Source organism: Prevotella sp. E9-3 (genome assembly GCF_022024015.1).
In the GTDB taxonomy this organism is placed as follows: Bacteria; Bacteroidota; Bacteroidia; order Bacteroidales; family Bacteroidaceae; genus Prevotella.
In genome coordinates this window covers 587,405-607,409 of the sequence record NZ_CP091786.1, presented here as the reverse complement: position 1 = coordinate 607,409, position 20,005 = coordinate 587,405, and the positions used below count along the sequence as shown (strand labels likewise).

The window sequence follows — 20,005 nt, the reverse complement described above, 5'->3', positions numbered from 1 at the left end:
CTATTCTTTATTGTTTATAGAATGAGAAAATCTAAAACTGCACTATTCTTATTACTGGTCATCATGGCTGCACTCTTCGGAGACAGTCTGATGGCCAGTGCTGCAACAAAAACAGCCGATTTCAACGGCGGATTACCCGAGGGATGGTCTTTAGTGGGCGACGCTCAGTGTGCAAATGATCGTGCCCGCACAGGCAATGGCGTATTCAGTTGGTCCAAGTCCGACAATACCAACTATCTGGTGACGACTGCAGTCGAGGGCACTGTTGAGTTCTATGCCCGCGCCTACAACAAAAACAGCGCCAGCCAGGTCATTGTCTATGAATATACAGCTTCTGGTTTGGGCGAACAACTCTATACCACTGGCTCACTGCGCTCCTCATCGACTCCCACCTGGAGCAAGTTCAGTTTCACGCTGACCAAAGCTACTCAGCTGGCCATTGCGCTGAACTATGCGGCTATTGACGACGTGACCTATACGGAGGCTGATGGTGGCGAAGGTGGCGGTGGCACTCCCGATCCTCAGCCCGATCCTGCTCCTGTAATGGGTATCAGCACCACGACTGTCAACTTTGGTCCTGTCACTGCCGATGTCTCTGAGACAATCACCGTCAGCAATACAGGCAATGCTGTGCTGGAAGCTGCTATCGCCGTTGACAACAACGAGTTTACAGTCAGCCCTGCCAATCTCTCTGTAGCTGCAGGCCAGAGTGGCACGTTTACCATCTCCTATTCATATAACGCTGAGGCCTACGGCGGCCATACGGCAACCGTTACCGTAACACCGAATGCCGGCGACGCTGCTACTATTGCCGTTTCAGCCTACGTCCGCAATCCCAACGTGTGGAGCGAGGACTTCTCAGGCAATGCACTGCCCAACGGATGGAAGGCTGATGCCTCCAACTGGACCTTCGCTGACGGTGTGGCTCACAGCAAATACGACTTCTACACTTCCGGTTATCTGACCACTCCCATTCTGAAGGTGGCTACCGGCGAGGTGATGACCTTCGAGTATAAAGCCACGAAGAACAATGTGAAGGTGAAGATTGAAGCTTCCAAGGACGGCGGTGATTTCACCGAAATCAAGAATACCGGATGGATCAACAAGATGGATGACTTCGCCACCTTCACCATCGATGGTCTGCAGGCTGGAAACTACCAGTTCCGCTTTGCCAGTGATGACTACGACCTGGATAATTTCGAGGGCTTCAACCTCAATCTCGATGCTCCCGCGCTCGTGGTCACTCCGACAACCGATGCAGCCTTTGGCAAAGTAAGTGCACAGCCCGAGGCCAAAAGCTACACCATCTCCAATGCAGGTACAGGCACGTTGACAGGCACCATCACCTCGTCTGACGCAACGCAGTTTACCGTCTCCAAGGGCGAGTTCAGCCTTGCCGCTGGCGAGAGCACCACGTTCGACGTTGCGCTGGTCATGAGCGAGAACTATGGCGAGAAGAATGCAACCATCACCATTCACCCCACTAATGAGGGATTGGCTGATGTCACCATCAACGCCTCTGCTATCTTGATGGACCCCAATGTTTGGACAGAGGACTTCAATGAAGGACAGCTCCCCGAGGGTTGGACGAATAACAGTTGGACTATTGGCACCAGCGCTGCTTTTGATGACAACACCACGCCGATGGCATTGGCTCCTCAGAGCAATACTGCCGGCACACTCACCACGCCACGTCTGCAGGCTAAGGCTGGCGACGTGCTGACATGGGATGCCTATCTGCGCTGGAGCGACGAGTCGCTGCTGGTGGAGTACACCACCGACGATCAGACATGGACCACCCTCTACGACTACAAGGCTGCAGACGAGCAACAGGGCGACAAGTACGTTAAGGCAATGTCGTTTACGGCTCCCGTCGAAGGCACTTACCGCCTACGCTTCACGGCAAAATACCAGAATGGCGTTGACAACTTCTGCGGTTTTGCCCTGGCACCCTCTACAGCTGTTAAGGAAACATGGCACATCAGCTATACCTTCCACTATAATAGTGCTGGTGGCGAGCAGAGCGAAGAGGACACTGAGGATATAGAGGTAGAGTTCGACGGCGATAAGGTCGGTTTCAACTTCCCCAACCCCTTCAATGGCAAAGCATGGATGTATGGCACCCGCTACGAGCAGGACGACATTGTCTATTACATCTTCCCCATGGGCCAGTATGTAGGCCAGTATCAGGGTGAGAGCATCTACTACTGCGGCGGTGCCAACGACACCCTGGCAGACATGCAGTTCTTCTATAACGACGACGATAAGGCCTTCTTCAACTTCGAGCACGTGCTGCTCAACGGCTCCACCACCAGCATCTCGCTTTGGGCATACTTCTCTGACGTAGTCATATACAAGAACGAGAAGCCTGTCATCGAGCCTTCGGGAATAGAAAGTCTCACTCCATCTCCAAAGGGCAAGGGAAGTTTATACAACCTCCGCGGACAGAAAGTCGATGCCAGTTACAAAGGCATTGTCATCCAGAACGGCAAGAAATATCTGAGGAAATAAAAACATCTTGGAATACCGAGGGTCTCTTTCATAGTTGACTCTCGGTGTTCCTTTGGTATTCCTTAACTCGTCCTTAGGACTATCTTCACCGTTTCAAGTTACTGCATCATGAAGCAGTAAGTTCGAAGTTGCCTCGGTGTATTCCGATAAAAAGACGACAATTTTAAAGAATTAATATAACAAACAAAAAACTGATTATGAAACAAAAAAATTCTTTTAATCACACGAGGCGGAGCAGATGGCTATTTCTCTCTCTCCTCGCATTTCTCATGACCCTCGGCGGCACGACTTCCGCGTGGGCTGATGGTAAAGCTCTTCCGTATAGCTACGGGTTTGAAGACTACAGCCTTGAAACAGATGGATGGTCAAAGTATTTTGGAACTTCGCTTACAAATAACAATAATGAATGTACAATTGTAGGTGCAGCCAAGAAAACGGGCAGCTATGGTTTCCGCTTTTCTTCATACAACACAAATGGTGCTAATGCCCAGTATCTTATCTCGCCAGAACTTAACGTTCCTACTGGTGTGGAAGTCACCTTTGCATACGCTTCATCATCAACATCTTCAAGTGGTGAAAAATTTAAGGTTGGATATTCAACTTCAAACGCTGATGTAGAGAGTTTCACTTGGGGAGAAGAACAATCCACTAAAAGCACGTCGTGGTCAACCTTCGAAGGCTCTTTCCCCGCAGGAACCAAATACATAGCAGTTTACTACTATGCAAACTACCAGTATCGTCTTTATATTGATGACTTTACATTTTCTGCACCTCCAACTTGCATTAAACCGACAGGTTTGACCTCGACAGACATTAGTAGTTTTTCTGTTGGTTTGTCCTGGACTTCTACTGCCGACGATTTCCAGATTCAATATAAGAAGACGTCAGATGGTGATTGGACATTAGTGAATGATATTCTTCATGCTACATCCTATACTCTTTCTGGCTTAGAGCCCGCTACGGCATATCAGGTTAAGGTACGTACATATTGTAGTGCACAAGACCAGAGTGATTGGAGTGACGCCTATTCGTTTACTACAGACTGCGCCACTATCACTATTGACGCCAACCATTCTTTTAGCGAAGACTTCAGCGCTGGTAATAGCCTTCCAAATTGCTGGACAATCAATAATGAGAACAAGACTGGCGGAAGTGGTTGGACTATTTCCAGCAATATGGGTTATAGCGGATACTATGGTGATACCTACCTTATTATGCCGCCCATGCAGCTTTCTGTTGCCTCCCAGCTAGTTTTTGACAACTATTTTAATTATGTAAGTGACTATAATGGCACTACTGCCAAGAGTTCTATTGTCATTTCAACAACAGGCACCGCAGCGGCTGACTTCACAAATACACTCTATACATTCGAAAAGAGCGAATTGCCTTCGTCTTCATCCACTGCACTGCCTAAGGAGATTTCCTTAGCAGCCTACACTGGTCAGACGGTATATATTGCATTTAAGTATGAAGGTAACAATGCCCATGCATGGTATGTTGACAATGTGGTTGTCGAACAAGCTCCTGCTTGTCCTAAACCAACAGCCCTGACAGCAAGCAATCCAACGTGGCAAGGTGCTACTCTTGCTTGGACTGCTGGTAGCGACGAGACAGAATGGAAGGTTATCTATGGTGCTGCAGGCTTTGACCCTGCATCTGAAGGAACAACAATTGACAACGTAACCACGAATCCTTATACTTTGACAGGACTTACACAAGAAACCACTTATGACGTTTATGTTAAGGCGGTGAAAGGTAATGATGTTAGCCCTGTAAGTGATAAGGCTACCTTCACAACCACAGAGCGTTATCCTGCTCCTACAGGTCTTGCCATCAGCAACCTGACCACGACTTCTGCTACTCTCACTTGGACGGCCGGTGCCGCTACTTCTTGGGAAGTGGCCATCAACACCACTGGCGAAATACCTGCCACCGAAGCTGGAACTGGTATCGTGGTGAACACTGCTACTTATGACTTCAGCGAACTGACAACTGAAACCACCTATTACGCATTCGTGCGTGAAAAGGATGGCGAGAACTTTAGTAACTGGAGTGCTGTTTGTGAGTTCACGCCGTCGGCATACACCTATCTGACTGTAAATGAAGGAACTACCACTAACAGTTATGTACCTGTTTACGGTTATTTCTCTGCAGCCGCTAATCTGGGTGGCCAGTTCATAATCCCTGCTGCAAATCTGACAGATGTTCAGAACAAGGTCATCAAGAAACTGACCTTCTACTCAAACACCTCTGAGTACGACTACGCTGAGGCCGAGTTTGATATCTGCGTGAAAGAAGTCTCTGATGCAACCATGCCCAGTTCAATGTATGCATGGGATAATGAAACATGGACTACAGTCTATAGTGGTAAACTGGCTGTTGTTGGTGGAAAGATGACCATTCTTTTCACTTCCGACTATAATTATAATGGTAGCAATCTGCTGGTCGGAATCCATAAAACCTCTACAGACAAGGCAGGTTCTAATTACAATGTGTCATTCTATGGCAATAACTCCAGCTCATACATGTCTAATTATAGCCCCAACGGAAGCAGACAGAAGTTCCAGCCCAAGACTACTATCGGCTATCAGGAGAAGTTAGGTTCTGAACTAAAGGTATTCGACGGCGAAAACGAGTTGACGGAGTCGCCTGCATCGTTTGATTTCGGTCTGGCTACAGCAGGTGCTACTCACACCTTCACGCTGAAGAACACTGCTACAACACCATACGTTGCAACCATCAGCAGTGAGAACCTGACCGTTAGTCCTACAGAGGTTACTCCCACTGCAGAAGGTGTTACCTTCACTGTGACAATGCCTGAACAGGACATCACTGACGAGGCTGTTGTCATTACTCCTGCTAACGAAAGCGGTTTGGAACCCTTCACCATCAATGTCAGCGGAACTGTTCGTGATAACGACAAGGTTTACGAGACATTTAGCAGTAAGCCTGCTGGCTGGACTGCCGATGGCACTTGGTATTACAACGAGACCAATGGTGCTTATACTACCGCATGGTATATTGATTCAGGTACACTGACCCGTCTAAAGACCCCAATGCTCAAAGTAGCTGCTGGAGAGAAGTTTATCATTGAGGCTAAGGGCTATAGCACCAGCAATACAAGCTATCAGCACATGGTACTACAGTATTCTGCTGACGGCACTAACTGGACAACCTTCAGCGATGACTTTGGCACAACAATTAGTGAGGATCCCACCAATTGGAAGACATTCACTGCAACATTGCCTAATGAGGTGGAAGCCGGAAACTACTACATCGCCGTTCTTGCCTCTCAGACGAACATCCGTATGTTCTACGGTGGCGAGGAAGTGGCTGGTGCTAATTTCGCTATCAATACCGACGGCACTACTCAGGACTTCGGTAGCGTGAAGTTTGGTGAAACTGCTCAGAAAAGCTACACCGTAACAAACAGTGGCAATGCCGATCTGCTGGTTACGCTTACAGCTGAAGACGGTTTCACTGCAACAGGAAACGCTATGCTGTTCACCAACACAAAGGGTTGGAGCGAAGTTAAGGTTCACGCATGGAATGGCGAGGGCAATCTTACCGAATGGCCTGGTGTAGATGCTCCATATTATGGCAAGAACAACAATAACGAAGACCAGTATGTCATCATCGTTCCTGCTGGCGCTACAGGCATTGTAATCAATAACGGCAATGGCGAGCAGAGCAACGACATTACAGATTTCAACAAGGAAGGCTACTATCTGAGTGGCGATCTGTATGACGGTAATAAGTATTGGGCTAGTTCTTGGGGCGATCATCCTACTCTGCTGAACGTAGCTGCCGGCGAGTCCGAGCAGTTCACTGTGACGATGAACACCGCAGCTTCTGGTGACAAGAGCGGCAACGTGGTGCTGACCTTCGATGCTCTCAACGCTACCAGCTTCACCATTCCTTGCACAGGTAATGTGAAAGATGAGAACTACCTCTATGTTGACTTCGCAGACGGCAAGCCCGAGGGTTGGACATCTGGTGACGACTGGGCATTCACCTCTGGCTACGCTGCTCAGACCAGCACCACGACTGCATCTACTCTCATCACTACTCCGCTCACAGTAGCAGAGAATGAGACAATGACCTTCAAGGTGAAGAAGAATGCCAATGGCACCAAGTCTCTGAAGGTTCGTTATTCAGCCGATGGTGGAGCAAACTGGAGTGAATACACTAATTACGGTAGTGATTACGGCTCTTCTTTCGAACAGAAAGAACTTACAGGTATTCCAGCAGGAACAGTTATTGTTGAGTTCTTGGCTAACAATATCATAATTGACGACATTGAGGGCTTCACCAAGACTACAGCTCCTGCACTGGCACTTACTGAGGCTGGCGTTGCAGTAGTCAATGGCGAGACCAACAATCTGGGCAACCTGAATAACAACAAGGAAGTCATCTACACGCTGAAGAACATCGGTAACGCTACGCTGAATGCGACCATCACCGGCCAAGGCATCACAGCTACCCCCGCCAATGTTGAGATTGCTGCCGGCGAGACTGCCAACATCACAGTGACCATGGCTTATGCTGAGCCTTATGGAGAAAAGATTGGTTCAATGACCATCAGCTCTGAAAGCTGGGTAGGCGACTTCGTTGTGAACTTCACTGCTGACCTCATTGATTCTGAAGCCTTCGTCGAAGACTTTACTGCCAATGCCCGTCCTGAGGGATGGTACAACGGCGGATGGACCTTCAGCAACAACACTGCCTCTGTTGCTCTGGGAACCGCAAAGAACCTGATTACCAAGAAACTTGAGGCTGCAGAAGGTAAGAATGTGCTGACCTTCAAGGCTAAGTACTCTAATGACTATCTGAGCAAGACACTGAACGTTTACACTTCTGCCGACCGTAAGGAGTGGACCCTGCAGAAAGAAGTAACGCTGACAGCCGACTATGTCGATGTGGCACTCGACGCTCTGACCGATGGCTACTACTACGTGAAGTTCGAGGCTGCAAACGCTGTTATTGACGACGTGAAGGGTCTGAAGAATGTTGATCTGCCTGAGCATGACCTGTATGAGATTAGCAACACTATGGAGCAGACTGCTATTCCTGGTGCTTCTTATACCGCTACAGTGAACGCTGTTTCACTGCGTGCCGATGAGACCGTCACTGCCCAACTTTGGATACAGAAGGGCGAAGAGAATGCTATCATGGTTGCAGAACTGACAGAGCAGGGAATGACTGTTGACGCCAACAAGACATTCACACTGACAGGAAACTTGCCTAACGAAGAAGGCGACTTCAAGATATGGGCCACCATCTTCAATAATGATATTGCTCTTACCACTGACAAGAAGGATATCACGCTGGCACATACTGTCTCTCTGACTATCACAGAGTTTGAAAACGCAGCTGCCGTTCAGGCCGATAACAACAATGACTATACCGCCACATTCAATGTGCAGGTTACGAACACTGGTTCAAAGACTCTGGCTGCCAACGAGGTGAGCGTTAGTCTTATCGACTATAACGATGCCGAGCATGTGATCACTGCTACTTGGAGTGCCGCTACCAGCAACATTCTCTACATGAACACCAAGGCGAATGATACCGACATTGCCACAGACTGCATGCTGAAGGCATGGTGCTGGAACACTGCCGAGGATGGTATCTGGGCTACGTTCACCAACATCAACGAAGGTTTCTGGAGCGTGGACTTGCAGGGCAAGACAAACTTCGTTATTTGCCGCTTCAATCCCGAAGGCACCGACGAGAATCCTTGGAACAATGTTTGGGACAAGTCTGCCGATCTGTCGCTGACTAACGGCAACCTTGTGAAGTTCACAGGCTACAATGATGAATCGATGAACTTCACCTCTGACAACATGGCTTATCTGGAGCCAACGATGAGCACCACGCTGAAGATTACCGTGAATGGCACACTGACCGATGGCGAGAACACTACCATCTTGTTCAAAGCCAAGGAGAATGTGAGCGATACGCAGTATAGTCTGTCAAGAAGCGCGAATATTATTGCTGCTCCAGTAATCGTACTCAACGAGGAGGATGGTACCATTGCTTCTACAGGCAACAACCGCAAGGTAGAGCTGGCACGAACCTTCAACGCCGGTTGGAACACGATTTGCGTACCGTTTGCCATCGACGACATTGCAGCCGCCTTCGGCGAAGAGGCTAAGGTTTATGAGTTCACCGACTACAACAATCTGACCCTCAGCTTCAATAAGGTTAATGCAATCGAGGCTGGCGTTCCTTACATTATCTATGTAAAGGATGCTATCAATACTCCTATCGCATTTAGCAATAAGACAGTGAGCGATGCCGCTGCCACAGAGGTTACAAAGTCAACTTGCAGTTTCAAGGGCACATACGCTCCTATCGCTGCCCCTGGCATGGAAGGCATGTGGGGTGTTACGGCCGAAGGTAAGATTGCTGCCGGCTCAAGCACAGCCTTCATCAACGGTTTCCGTGCTTACTTTGACGGCAATTTGAACGATGCTCGTATCGCAATCTTTGACGAGGAGATCCCCACTGGTGTAAGCTATCTTGGCATTAGCGAGGTGAACAGCAACAACGATGCTATCTACAACATGAACGGACAGCGCGTGGTGAACATGAAGAAAGGAAACTTCTACATTCACAATGGCAAGAAGACCTTTCGTAAATAGTATCAAACTAAAATGAAGTTGAGTATGAAAAAGAAAAAATATATCACTCCAGACATGACGTTTGACGCCATGGATCCAGAAGAGATGATGACAGGTTCAAGACTGTCTAATGAAACTGACAATCCGGAGGTCAACGTCACCACAGATGAGACTATTGACGGAGGCTTCGGCTCACGTTGGAATGACCTCTGGGATGAGGAGTAATTACTATGACTAAAAAGAAATCAGCGAATATTGATGTTTTCATCGATATTCGCTGATTTTTCTATTGGCAAGAAACTGCCGTTATCAATAATTATCGCGATAAATAACCTTGTTGGCTCCGCTGGTAATCTTCAATGCCTCAGGATGTTCCTTAATGAATGAATCAATGTGGCGCACACGCTTGTCTTCAAGAATCTCGTCGATAGCTATGAGAATACCTGTTTCCTCAACATCACCAAAACCATAGTTGATGGCCGTGCCAAAGAGTTTCATGGTGGGCGACAGGTTCATATAGGCATTCACCAAAGGAGGAATATTGTAGCCCAAACGGCGCACTTCGCGATTCAAAATGCGATAATCCTCACGGAAATCATCCTCGCAAAAGAGCTTGGCCAACTCATTCTCATCGGTTTCTATCTTCAAGGGGTGCATGGGAATGACAAGGTTTTCCTTGTCATCGAAATGCTTCTTCAGGAAATAAAGAATCATGTCGCGTCCCTCACGGATATAGCTGGGATACATAGTCATCTTGCCAAAGAAATATTTCACGTTTGGCATAATAACAGTCAGAGCACCCAGACCGTCCCAAAGATTGTCGAGAGCGAAAAGGCTCTTGGCTCCCATACGGGAAGACTGATAGGGTAAAGACACAAACGAACGTCCAAGCTCGATTGTATATGGCATGTATTCACGCAGAAACTTCTCTGAGAAATGGAACATGTGGCTGGTGGCCAGAATAGGTTGTCCGTTTTCATCGAGTTGCCATTTCGTGCCCTCCAGATAGCGATAACCGCCTATAATCTCTTCAGCCTCGGGATTCCACACAATGAGTTGCTTGTAGCAATTCTCGCAAGTATCGAACTCGTCGATGTCGCACTCCTTACCGGTGCCTCCACCAGCTTCACGGAAGGCGATTTCGCGCAAACGACCAATCTCACGCATCACATTGGGTGCCTCATGGGCTGTGATGACAAAAATCTGGTTGTGACTTTTATTGGTCATACGCAACTGGCGTTCAGGAGTCAGTTCACTTTTGAGCAATTCAACGGGGATGGGCTGAATGATGGGTTGTTCCATTGTCTTTGTTATAACGAATACACTTTTTCTTTCACATACTCTGCCCACTGCTGGGGTGTCTTCGACTGATCGAAGGTTTGCCAGGGAATGGGCTTTCCAATTTTCACATGGAAAGTGTTGCCACGATTCTTATACATCTCATCAACCAGGAAGAGCATGGCAATATTGATTTTCTTCACATAACGGTCACTGAAATTGGACAGGCGATAGAAGAAATCACTATTACGGCCACCGAAGAAGATGGGCACCACATCACGCTGACACTCAACGCTTTTGGTGATGAAAGTCTTTTTCCACGGAAGGTCACATATCACATCCTTTCGACGACGGGAACACAAGCCTGCCGGAAACATCAGCAAGTGATAATCGCCTTGAAATCCGGCTTCAATGAGCTGGGGGAACGAACGACTTTTCTTCGTGGTGGTGTTAATGGGAATACAGAGAGGAGCAAGACCAGGCAAGTTCATGAGCAAATCGTTGACAAGATAGCGAAACCGGTCGTCATAGTGCTTACCTATTACAGAACCGAGGGCCACTCCATCGATACCACCCATGGGATGGTTGGAAACAAAGGTGTATAACTTACCGTCGTTCTTGTCGGGCAGATTCTCCAAACCTTCAACTATCACCTTAGTTCCCAGATAGTCTAACGAAGCCTCTAACCACGGAGTTCCTTGAAGGTCGCGAGCATCCCAAAGGAATTTGTTCAGCCAATCCTCATGAATAATATGACGCAACCAGGCGACAACAAAACCGGGCACCCACTTTGACTTAGGCCCCATCTTGCTTTTCAGAACATTTTCTATGTCAATTGTCTTCTCGGTTAAAATGCTCATGAGTTGGCTACAACTTGCTTTCTCTATGTGAATATCTCTGCAAAATTACTATAAAACTTTCAAACACGATTGTTTTTTAGCAAATTTTGTAGAAAAAACGACACTATCCGATTAAAAAAAGTTCAAACTTCAGCGAAAAAGTTATTCTATTGCCGACCAGCAGAATAGAAACAACCGGACAACTGCTTAAAAGGCAAAATAAATTATAGCTATAATTTTCGGAATTTTAGCTATAATCTTCACAATTATAGCTATAATTTATCACAAGAGTAATCAGATACCTACGCAATTCTTCAACACTAACATCTCAAAACAAGCACTTTTGAACTGCAAAATACGTTCGACAAAGCATTTCATAACCACTTTCCTAACAAAAAAAAACGAGCATGACATCACCACGTTAAATATTTACAAAATGTTAAATATAAAAAAATGTGGGGAATTGTGGGGGATAGTGGTGGAAAAATTATTAATTTTGCAAGCGATAGTTCTATTAATAGAAAATTGAATATTTACGCATGCGATTTTTAGGTAACGTAGAAGCCAAAACAGACGCTAAAGGACGCGTTTTCCTGCCCGCCACATTCCGCAAGCAGCTACAGACTGCCGGCGAGGAACAGCTGGTGCTGCGCACAGACGTCCATGGAAAATGTTTGGTACTCTACCCCGAAAGTGCATGGAACAAGAGACTGGACGAGATTACTGCAAAGGTATCAGAATGGGACGAAGAGGAACAGATGGTACTCAGAGCATTTATGGCCGAGGCCGAGGTACTGACTTTGGACAGCAACGGGCGATTTCTCATTTCAAAAAGACTGCTACAGGCAGCGGAAATAGACCAGTCGGTAAGATTTATTGGCATGGACGACACTATAGAGATCTGGGCATCTGAGAAGACGGAACAGCCATTCATGCCACAAAAAGAATTTGCAGCGAAGCTAAAAGTCATCATGAACAAATCAATATAAGCACGACAATGATTATCACTGCTGAAACATATCATGTTCCCGTGCTTTTGCATGAGAGTATCGATGGGCTGGCTATCCAGCCCAACGGTATTTATGTGGACGTAACTTTCGGCGGTGGAGGACACTCGAAAGAGATTCTCCGTCGATTGGGGCCAAAAGGCCATTTGTTCAGCTTTGATCAGGACGCAGATGCCGAGAAAAATATTGTCAATGACGACAGGTTCACTTTCGTAAGGAGTAATTTCAGATACCTCAAAAACTGGATGCGCTACTATAAGGTTGATCACATTGACGGATTGCTGGCCGATCTGGGAGTTTCTAGTCATCATTTCGATGACGAGGAGCGAGGATTCTCGTTCAGATATGACGCCCCACTGGATATGCGCATGAACCAGCGCGCCGGCACTACAGCAGCAGAAATTCTTAACAACTACAGCGAAGAGCAACTGGCCGACATACTGTACATCTATGGAGAACTGAAACAGGCACGGAAGCTGGCCAAGACCATCGTGAAAGCCCGCGCCAAGAAAAGCATAGAGACTACGGGCGATTTGCTGACGATTCTGGGAGTGGAGGCAATAGAAGAGAATGCTCAATTATCAATTGTCAATGCTCAATTGAAGAAAGACCTCGCCCGACTGTTTCAGGCCATGCGCATAGAGGTGAACCACGAAATGGAAGCCCTGAAAGAGATGCTGACAAGTGCGCAAGAACTATTGGGAAAGGGAGGACGACTCAGTGTGATCACCTATCATTCGCTAGAAGACCGCATAGTTAAAAACATGATGAAAGCGGGCAATGCAGAGGGGAAAGTAGAACAGGACTTCTTCGGTCGTGTAAATGCACCACTCAAAATGATAGAGAAAGTCATCACTCCTTCTGCCGATGAACTGGAACAGAATCCACGAAGTCGCAGTGCAAAATTGAGAATTGCTGAGAAGAACTAAGAAAACGAAATCAGAGAATGAAAGAAAAGGATCCAAACGACAAGCAGAAGATTGTTGAGATTGATGCAAAAGAGCAAGAGTCTATGTCAACACTCCGACAATTGAAAGAGAGTGTGACGGAAGACGACGATGCTCCTGCCAGTTCTCTGTCACTGCGAACCATCTTAGGCGGCGATCTGCTTACGGCCGATATGGTGCGCCGACAGGTGTGGCTCTGTCTGTTGATAGCCCTTTTTCTGACCGTCTATGTAGCTTTCCGCTATCAATGTCAACAGGACATGATTGATATTGCCCAACTGGAAAACCAGCTGACAGATGCAAAGTTCAAGGCTCTGTCGAGCTCGAGCAGTCTGACAGAACGCTGTCGTGAGAGCCATGTACTCAATGTACTGAGAGCCCACCAGGACAGTACGCTTCACAGCAGCAATCAGCCACCTTTCAAAATATATATACCGGAGCAATAAAAATATGTACTAATACAAAGGGGAGAAAAAGAAAAAACTATGAGCAAGTTTGAGAGTAAAAAAGTAATTCCACGCTATCTGAGCGTCGCAGTATTCCTGACACTGCTGGGCATGGTCATCATTGCGAAGGCCGGCTACATTATGACAGCAAAGAAGAACTACTGGGATGTTGTGGCTTCAAAGATGAAACGCGACAGTATCAGCGAGAAGCCTACCCGTGGAAATATTCTCAGTTGCGACGGACAGCTCATGGCTTCAAGTATTCCCGAGTATAAGATATTCATAGATTTCCAACCTGGCAAATTGAAGAATCAGCCGTTGGACACCGCCGTTATACACAAGCTGGACACTCTCTGGGCAGAGAATATCGACACCATCTGCAGCAGTCTGCACGAGATATTCCCAACCCGAACTGCTGAAGAGTTCAAGAAAAACCTGCTTGAAGGCCGTAGCAAGGTGATGAAAGACGGCAGCGTAGGTGCCCGCCACTGGCCTATCTGGCCTCGCCGTATAGACTATGGAACATATAAAGAGGTGTCGAAACTTCCTATTTTCTGTCTTTCACCAGGCAAAGGCGGATTTCATACCGAGAACTTCAATGCCCGCCGCCACCCGTTTGGCTCACTGGCTCAGCGTACAGTAGGTACCATGTTCGGTGCTATAGACTCGGCTAAATGCGGTCTTGAACTATCGTTCGACTCAATACTGCGTGGCACAAATGGTATTGCTCATCATCAGAAAGTGCGCAACAAATTCGTAAAAGTGACTGTAGCGCCTCCTATTGACGGAGCCGACATTGTGACTACCATTGATGTGGGCATGCAAGACCTGGCCGAACGCGCCCTGATAGAAGAATTGAAGAAAGACAACGCATCGATGGGCGTAGCCATTCTGATGGAGGTAAAGACCGGCGATGTAAAAGCTATTGTCAACATGACAAAATGTGAGGATGGCGAATACCGTGAGATAGTAAACCAAGCCATCAGTCATCGTTGCGAGCCGGGTTCAGTATTCAAGACGGCCTCGTTCCTGGTAGCATTAGACGACGGAGTGGTTGATACCAGCTATGTGATTCATACCGGCAATGGTATCATGAACATGCATGGAAGCAACATGAAAGACCATAACTGGTACCGCGGTGGATATGGTGACATCAACGTGGCCCGCACATTGGAAGTAAGCTCGAACATCGGTGTGAGCTATGTCATTGACAAATTCTATCACGAGCACCCTGAGAAATATGTAAAGGGACTGTATCGGGTGGGCATCAACGAGGACTTGAAACTGCCGCTGGTAGGCTATCTGCCTCCAAGGATTCGTATGCCAAACACCAAGACTACCAACAAGGCCGAGTATTGGAGTAAGACCACCCTACCCTGGATGTCAATAGGCTACGAGACACAGATTGCGCCAATCAACACAGTGGCTTTCTATAATGCGATTGCCAACGATGGCAAGATGATGCGTCCACGCTTCATCAAGCAGATTGTCAAGGATGGTGAGGTGATCTACCAGACACAGCCAGAAGTCATCAAACAGCAGATAGCCAAACCACAGGCAATTAAAACCATGCAGACTGTACTGGAACACGTGGTTAGTCAAGGATTAGGCCGCAAGGCTGGATCACGCTCGTTCAAGGTAGCAGGCAAGACTGGTACAGCGCAGGTGTCTAAGGGTGTTGGCGGATACAAGACTGGTACCATGTGGTATTGGTTGTCGTTTGTAGGTTTCTTCCCTGCCGACAATCCCAAATACACTTGTATCGTCTGTCTGGAAAAGCCAGGACTGCCCGCATCAGGCGGTGGTATGGCAGGCGCAGTATTCCACCAGATTTCTGAAGGTGTGATGGCGCAATACTTAAAACTTCGCGTTGAAGACGCACGCGATGCCTCATCCGTCATGATTCCTGAAGTTAAGAAAGGAAACATATTGGCTGCAGACTATGTACTGGACCAGTTGAATGTGAGCACCAACGGCGGATGGAATGGAAATTATGCAAAGGGCAACCCCATTTGGGGAAAAGCATCAAGCACCGAGAAATCGGTGAAACTGACCAAAGAAGCCCATCCAGAACAGAGTATGCCCGATGTAACTGGAATGGGAGCACGCGATGCCGTATATCTGCTTGAGTCAAACGGCCTGAAAGTACGCTTGAAAGGCAGAGGACAGGTAAAGAGTCAAAGCATCGGATACGGAATGCCCATCCACGCGGGAATGACCTGCGAATTAGTTTTACAATAACAGAAATATATATAGCTTATGAGACTGAGCGAACTACTACAGAGCATCAAAACGCTGAACGTCATCGGCAACACAGACATCGATATTACTGATGTTAATATCGATTCAAGGCGCATTGCTGCCGGCCATTTGTTTGTGGCCATCAAAGGAACTGTGACCGATGGACACAAATATATAGACAAGGCTATCGAATTAGGAGCTGCTGCCATTCTGTGTGAAGACCTTCCTCAGAATGCAAAAGACCAAAAGAATGTAACCTTCGTTCAGGTTGACTCTACAGAAGACAATGTGGGAAAAGTAGCCACCACTTTCTTCGGAAAGCCTTCAGAGAAACTGAAGCTGGTAGGTGTTACTGGCACCAACGGAAAGACAACCATCGCCACCTTATTATATAATATGTTCCGTAAGATGGGCCACAAATGTGGCCTACTCTCTACGGTATGCAACTATGTTGACGGTGAGGCCATCCCTGCCGACCACACCACTCCCGACCCAATTGAGCTGAACAGACTGCTCAGCCGAATGGTGGAAGCAGGATGCGAATACGCATTCATGGAGTGCTCAAGTCATGCCATTGCTCAAAAGCGCATCGGCGGACTGAAATTTGCAGGTGGGCTGTTCACCAATCTCACACGCGATCATCTTGACTATCACAAAACGGTAGAGAACTACCGCGATGCAAAGAAGGCTTTCTTCGACATGCTTCCAAAAGATGCATTTGCCATCACCAATGCCGACGACAAAAACGGCATGTACATGGTACAAAACAGCAAAGCTACTGTAAAGACCTATTCCATCCGTTCAATGGCCGATTTCAGGGCTCGCATCGTGGAATGCCATTTCGAAGGTATGTATTTGGAAATTGATGGTCACGAGGTGGGTGTACAGTTCATTGGAAAGTTCAATGTGAGCAACTTGTTGGCTGTTTACGGTGCTGCCGTCATGTTGGGCAAACAACCAGAGGACATACTGGTAGTGATGAGTACGCTGAAGAGTGTGGCTGGCCGACTCGAGCCTATCCGTTCAGAGGAGGGTGTAACAGCGATTGTTGACTATGCCCATACACCAGATGCTTTGGACAATGTGCTGAAAGCCATCCACGAAGTGCTGGAAGGAAAAGAAGGAAAGGTGATCACCGTATGTGGTGCTGGAGGCAATCGCGATAAAGGAAAACGCCCATTGATGGCTCAGGAGGCTGTAAAACAGAGTGACCGTGTAATCATCACCAGCGACAATCCTCGCTTTGAAGAGCCACAAGACATCATCAACGATATGCTGGCCGGTTTGGATCAGAAACAGATGAAGAAAGTAATCAGCATCGTTGACCGTAAGGAAGCTATCAAAACGGCCTGCATGCTGGCTCAGAAAGGTGATGTAATCCTTATTGCCGGAAAAGGTCATGAGGACTATCAGGAAATAAAAGGTGTGAAACACCATTTCGACGACCGCGAAGTAGTAAGAGAATTGTTTAAATAAGAAATACCTATGTTATACTATATCTTCAGACTCTTAGAGCAATTTGACATCCCGGGCTCTCACATGTGGAGCTACATCTCGTTCCGTTCGCTGTTAGCCCTCATCCTGTCACTGCTTATCTCGGCTTGGTTTGGCGAGTATTTCATCAAATGGATGAAACGTCGCAAGATTTTTGAAACCGAGCGTGACCCTGCTATCGACCCATTCGGAGTAGAGAAGAAAGGTGTACCCACTATGGGTGGCATCATCATCATAGTATCTCTTTTGGTTCCCATCCTATTATTTGGCCGTCTGCGCAACATCTATCTCTTACTGATGATTGTGACTACAGTATGGCTGGGATTCTTAGGATTCCTCGACGACTATATTAAAATTTTCCGTCAGGACAAGGAAGGACTGAAAGGAAAATACAAGATTGTAGGACAGGTAAGTATCGGCTTCATCGTTGGCCTCACACTATGGCTGAGCCCTGATGTAGTGGTTCGCGAAAACATAAACGTGGTACAGAACAATCAGGAGGTGGTAGTGAAGCATAAGAAAGATGCGGTAAAATCGCTTCATACCACAATTCCTTTCATTAAGAATCACAACTTGAACTATTCCGAAGTCATGTCGTTCTGTGGAAAATACAAGGTGGCTGCCGGATGGGTTCTCTTTGTGATAATGACCATCCTCGTAGTGACTGCCGTGTCGAACGGTGCAAACCTGAATGATGGAATGGATGGTATGTGTGCCGGCAACTCAGCGATAATAGGTGTAGCCTTAGGCATACTGGCCTATGTTTCCTCACATATAGGTTATGCCAGTTATTTTGACATCATGTATATTCCACACACAGAGGAGCTCGTTGTATTCCTTTGTGCATTTGTTGGAGCCATGATCGGTTTCCTATGGTACAATGCTTACCCTGCACAGATATTCATGGGCGACACCGGTTCGCTGACCATCGGCGGAATCATCGGTGTATGTGCAGTCATCATTCACAAGGAACTGCTTCTTCCCATTCTCTGCGGAATATTCTTTGTTGAGAGCCTGAGTGTTATCATCCAGACACAATGGTTCAAGATACAGAAAAGAAAAGGACGCCGCGTACGTGTATTCCGCGCAACTCCTATTCACGATAATTTCCGCAAACTGGATTCACAACTTGACCAGACATCAAGCTATATTCTGAAAGGATGGCCTCACCGCCCATTCCATGAATCGAAAATCACAATCCGTTTCTGGATTACAACCATTATATTAGCAGCAATAACTATCATAACACTGAAGATGCGATGAAAAAGATTGTCATTTTAGGAGCCGGTGAAAGCGGTGCAGGAGCTGCCGTACTGGCAAAGAAAGAGGGATTTGACGTGTTTGTATCAGACATGTCAAAGATTGCTTCACGCTACAAGGAGATGCTCGACCAGCATCAGATAGCATGGGAAGAGGGTCAGCATACGGAAGAAAAGATCCTGGTAGCCGATGAAATCATTAAGAGTCCTGGTATTCCCGATACTGCTCCGATGGTTCAGAAAGCCATCGCTAAGGGTATTCACATCATCAGTGAAATAGAATTTGCCGGTCGATACACTCACTCAAAGATGATTTGTATCACTGGTTCAAACGGAAAGACAACAACCACAAGTCTTATTTATCATATATTCAAAGAGGCTGGCTACGACTGCGGACTGGCTGGAAACATCGGCCATTCACTCGCTTTGCAGGTGGCTGAAGATCCACATGAGTACTATATCATTGAGTTGAGCTCGTTCCAACTGGACAATATGTACGACTTCCGTGCCAACATTGCCATTCTGCTGAACATCACTCCCGACCACCTGGACCGTTACAATTTCGAGATGCAGAACTATGTGGATGCAAAGATGCGCATTCTGCAGAATCAGACAAAGGATGATGCATTCATTTTCTGGAACGATGATCCCATCATCAAGAAAGAGTTGGAGAAATATGATATTCAATCTATCAAATATCCTTTCTCAGAACTGCGCGAAAAGGGAAGTATCGGTTATATTGAAAAAGGACAATACGTTATTGAGCAGCCCGAGCCATTCAACATGGAGCAAGAGCAACTGAGTCTGACCGGGCGTCATAACATCTACAACTCACTTGCAGCTGGTATCGCAGGTGATATTGCCGGTATCAAAAAAGAGATTATCCGCAAGTCGTTGAGCGATTTCCCTGGCGTGGAACACAGATTAGAGAAAGTGACTACCGTTCGTGGCGTAAACTACGTAAACGATTCTAAGGCAACGAATGTAGATGCTTGCTGGTATGCACTCGACTCCATGAAAACAAAAGTGGTACTCATTGTGGGCGGTAAGGACAAAGGTAATGACTACGAGCCCATCAAGCCACTCATCAAGGAGAAATGCTCTGCAATTGTGTATTTAGGTGCCGACAACAAGAAACTGCATGACAATTTCGACCAGTTGGGCATTCCCGTTCGTGACACCCATTCAATGAAAGAGTGCGTTGAAGCCTGTTACGAGTTGGCTCAACCGGGAGAAACAGTATTACTATCACCCTGCTGTGCATCGTTCGACCTCTTCAAAAACATGGAAGATCGTGGTGAACAGTTCAAAGAGTTGGTAAGAAACCTCTGAATCAATTAGTACAACCAGTATAGTT

Annotated in this window: 12 protein-coding genes; 10 read left to right on the top strand and 2 right to left on the bottom strand. The window is 46.9% G+C overall.

What is annotated here, in order from left to right:
• Positions 1-21 precede the first annotated feature (21 nt).
• From L6475_RS02220 to L6475_RS02210, 3 genes are all read left to right on the top strand, one after another.
• Positions 22-2,511 carry a choice-of-anchor D domain-containing protein gene (locus L6475_RS02220; RefSeq protein WP_237822099.1) on the top strand — a complete coding sequence of 830 codons (2,490 nt, stop codon included), beginning with the start codon at positions 22-24 and terminating at the stop codon, positions 2,509-2,511.
• Positions 2,512-2,708: 197 nt separating this feature from the next.
• A complete protein-coding gene (locus L6475_RS02215; RefSeq protein WP_237822097.1) occupies positions 2,709-9,158 on the top strand; it encodes a choice-of-anchor J domain-containing protein in 6,450 nt (2,149 codons plus the stop codon).
• A 24-nt stretch (positions 9,159-9,182) separates the two neighbouring features.
• Entirely contained in the window at positions 9,183-9,362 is a 180-nt protein-coding gene (locus L6475_RS02210; RefSeq protein WP_237822095.1) for a hypothetical protein, read from the top strand.
• 84 nt (positions 9,363-9,446) lie between these two features.
• Here the strand turns inward: L6475_RS02210 and L6475_RS02205 are convergent, their stop codons facing one another.
• Together L6475_RS02205 and L6475_RS02200 are read right to left on the bottom strand one after the other, a co-directional pair.
• Positions 9,447-10,439: a GNAT family N-acetyltransferase gene (locus L6475_RS02205; RefSeq protein WP_237822093.1), complete on the bottom strand. Its 993-nt coding sequence runs from the start codon at positions 10,437-10,439 to the stop codon at positions 9,447-9,449.
• An 8-nt stretch (positions 10,440-10,447) separates the two neighbouring features.
• On the bottom strand, positions 10,448-11,275 hold the full coding sequence (locus tag L6475_RS02200) for a 1-acyl-sn-glycerol-3-phosphate acyltransferase (protein ID WP_237822091.1): 828 nt from the start codon (positions 11,273-11,275) through the stop codon (positions 10,448-10,450).
• Positions 11,276-11,793: 518 nt separating this feature from the next.
• Between L6475_RS02200 and L6475_RS02195 the strand changes: the two genes are divergently transcribed.
• From L6475_RS02195 to murD, 7 genes are read left to right on the top strand one after another with little or no spacing between them, the layout of a single operon-like run.
• Positions 11,794-12,243: a division/cell wall cluster transcriptional repressor MraZ gene (locus L6475_RS02195; RefSeq protein ID WP_237822089.1), complete on the top strand. Its 450-nt coding sequence runs from the start codon at positions 11,794-11,796 to the stop codon at positions 12,241-12,243.
• Positions 12,244-12,251: 8 nt separating this feature from the next.
• Entirely contained in the window at positions 12,252-13,190 is a 939-nt protein-coding gene (gene rsmH / locus L6475_RS02190) for a 16S rRNA (cytosine(1402)-N(4))-methyltransferase RsmH (RefSeq protein ID WP_237822087.1), read from the top strand.
• A 17-nt stretch (positions 13,191-13,207) separates the two neighbouring features.
• Complete coding sequence (locus L6475_RS02185) at positions 13,208-13,654, top strand: FtsL-like putative cell division protein (protein WP_237822085.1); 447 nt, start codon at positions 13,208-13,210, stop codon at positions 13,652-13,654.
• Positions 13,655-13,693: 39 nt separating this feature from the next.
• Positions 13,694-15,895, top strand: a complete 2,202-nt coding sequence (locus L6475_RS02180; protein ID WP_237822083.1) for a penicillin-binding protein — start codon at positions 13,694-13,696, stop codon at positions 15,893-15,895.
• An 18-nt stretch (positions 15,896-15,913) separates the two neighbouring features.
• On the top strand, positions 15,914-17,371 hold the full coding sequence (locus tag L6475_RS02175; RefSeq protein ID WP_237822082.1) for a UDP-N-acetylmuramoyl-L-alanyl-D-glutamate--2,6-diaminopimelate ligase: 1,458 nt from the start codon (positions 15,914-15,916) through the stop codon (positions 17,369-17,371).
• A 9-nt stretch (positions 17,372-17,380) separates the two neighbouring features.
• Positions 17,381-18,652 carry a phospho-N-acetylmuramoyl-pentapeptide-transferase gene (locus L6475_RS02170; protein WP_237822080.1) on the top strand — a complete coding sequence of 424 codons (1,272 nt, stop codon included), beginning with the start codon at positions 17,381-17,383 and terminating at the stop codon, positions 18,650-18,652.
• A complete protein-coding gene (gene murD, locus L6475_RS02165) occupies positions 18,649-19,980 on the top strand; it encodes a UDP-N-acetylmuramoyl-L-alanine--D-glutamate ligase (RefSeq protein ID WP_237822078.1) in 1,332 nt (443 codons plus the stop codon). Before L6475_RS02170 ends, murD begins: the two co-directional genes overlap by 4 nt.
• The last annotated feature ends 25 nt before the right edge of the window (positions 19,981-20,005 follow it).

What these genes read in the sequence shown, in the direction of transcription:
- L6475_RS02180 (WP_237822083.1), top strand. Translation starts at nt 13,694, where the DNA reads ATGAGCAAGTTTGAGAGTAAAAAAGTAATTCCACGCTATCTGAGCGTC.
- L6475_RS02175 (WP_237822082.1), top strand. Translation starts at nt 15,914, where the DNA reads ATGAGACTGAGCGAACTACTACAGAGCATCAAAACGCTGAACGTCATC.
- L6475_RS02170 (WP_237822080.1), top strand. Translation starts at nt 17,381, where the DNA reads ATGTTATACTATATCTTCAGACTCTTAGAGCAATTTGACATCCCGGGC.
- L6475_RS02185 (WP_237822085.1), top strand. Translation starts at nt 13,208, where the DNA reads ATGAAAGAAAAGGATCCAAACGACAAGCAGAAGATTGTTGAGATTGAT.
- L6475_RS02200 (WP_237822091.1), bottom strand. Translation starts at nt 11,275, where the DNA reads ATGAGCATTTTAACCGAGAAGACAATTGACATAGAAAATGTTCTGAAA.
- murD (WP_237822078.1), top strand. Translation starts at nt 18,649, where the DNA reads ATGAAAAAGATTGTCATTTTAGGAGCCGGTGAAAGCGGTGCAGGAGCT.
- L6475_RS02210 (WP_237822095.1), top strand. Translation starts at nt 9,183, where the DNA reads ATGAAAAAGAAAAAATATATCACTCCAGACATGACGTTTGACGCCATG.
- L6475_RS02205 (WP_237822093.1), bottom strand. Translation starts at nt 10,439, where the DNA reads ATGGAACAACCCATCATTCAGCCCATCCCCGTTGAATTGCTCAAAAGT.
- L6475_RS02220 (WP_237822099.1), top strand. Translation starts at nt 22, where the DNA reads ATGAGAAAATCTAAAACTGCACTATTCTTATTACTGGTCATCATGGCT.
- L6475_RS02195 (WP_237822089.1), top strand. Translation starts at nt 11,794, where the DNA reads ATGCGATTTTTAGGTAACGTAGAAGCCAAAACAGACGCTAAAGGACGC.
- rsmH (WP_237822087.1), top strand. Translation starts at nt 12,252, where the DNA reads ATGATTATCACTGCTGAAACATATCATGTTCCCGTGCTTTTGCATGAG.
- L6475_RS02215 (WP_237822097.1), top strand. Translation starts at nt 2,709, where the DNA reads ATGAAACAAAAAAATTCTTTTAATCACACGAGGCGGAGCAGATGGCTA.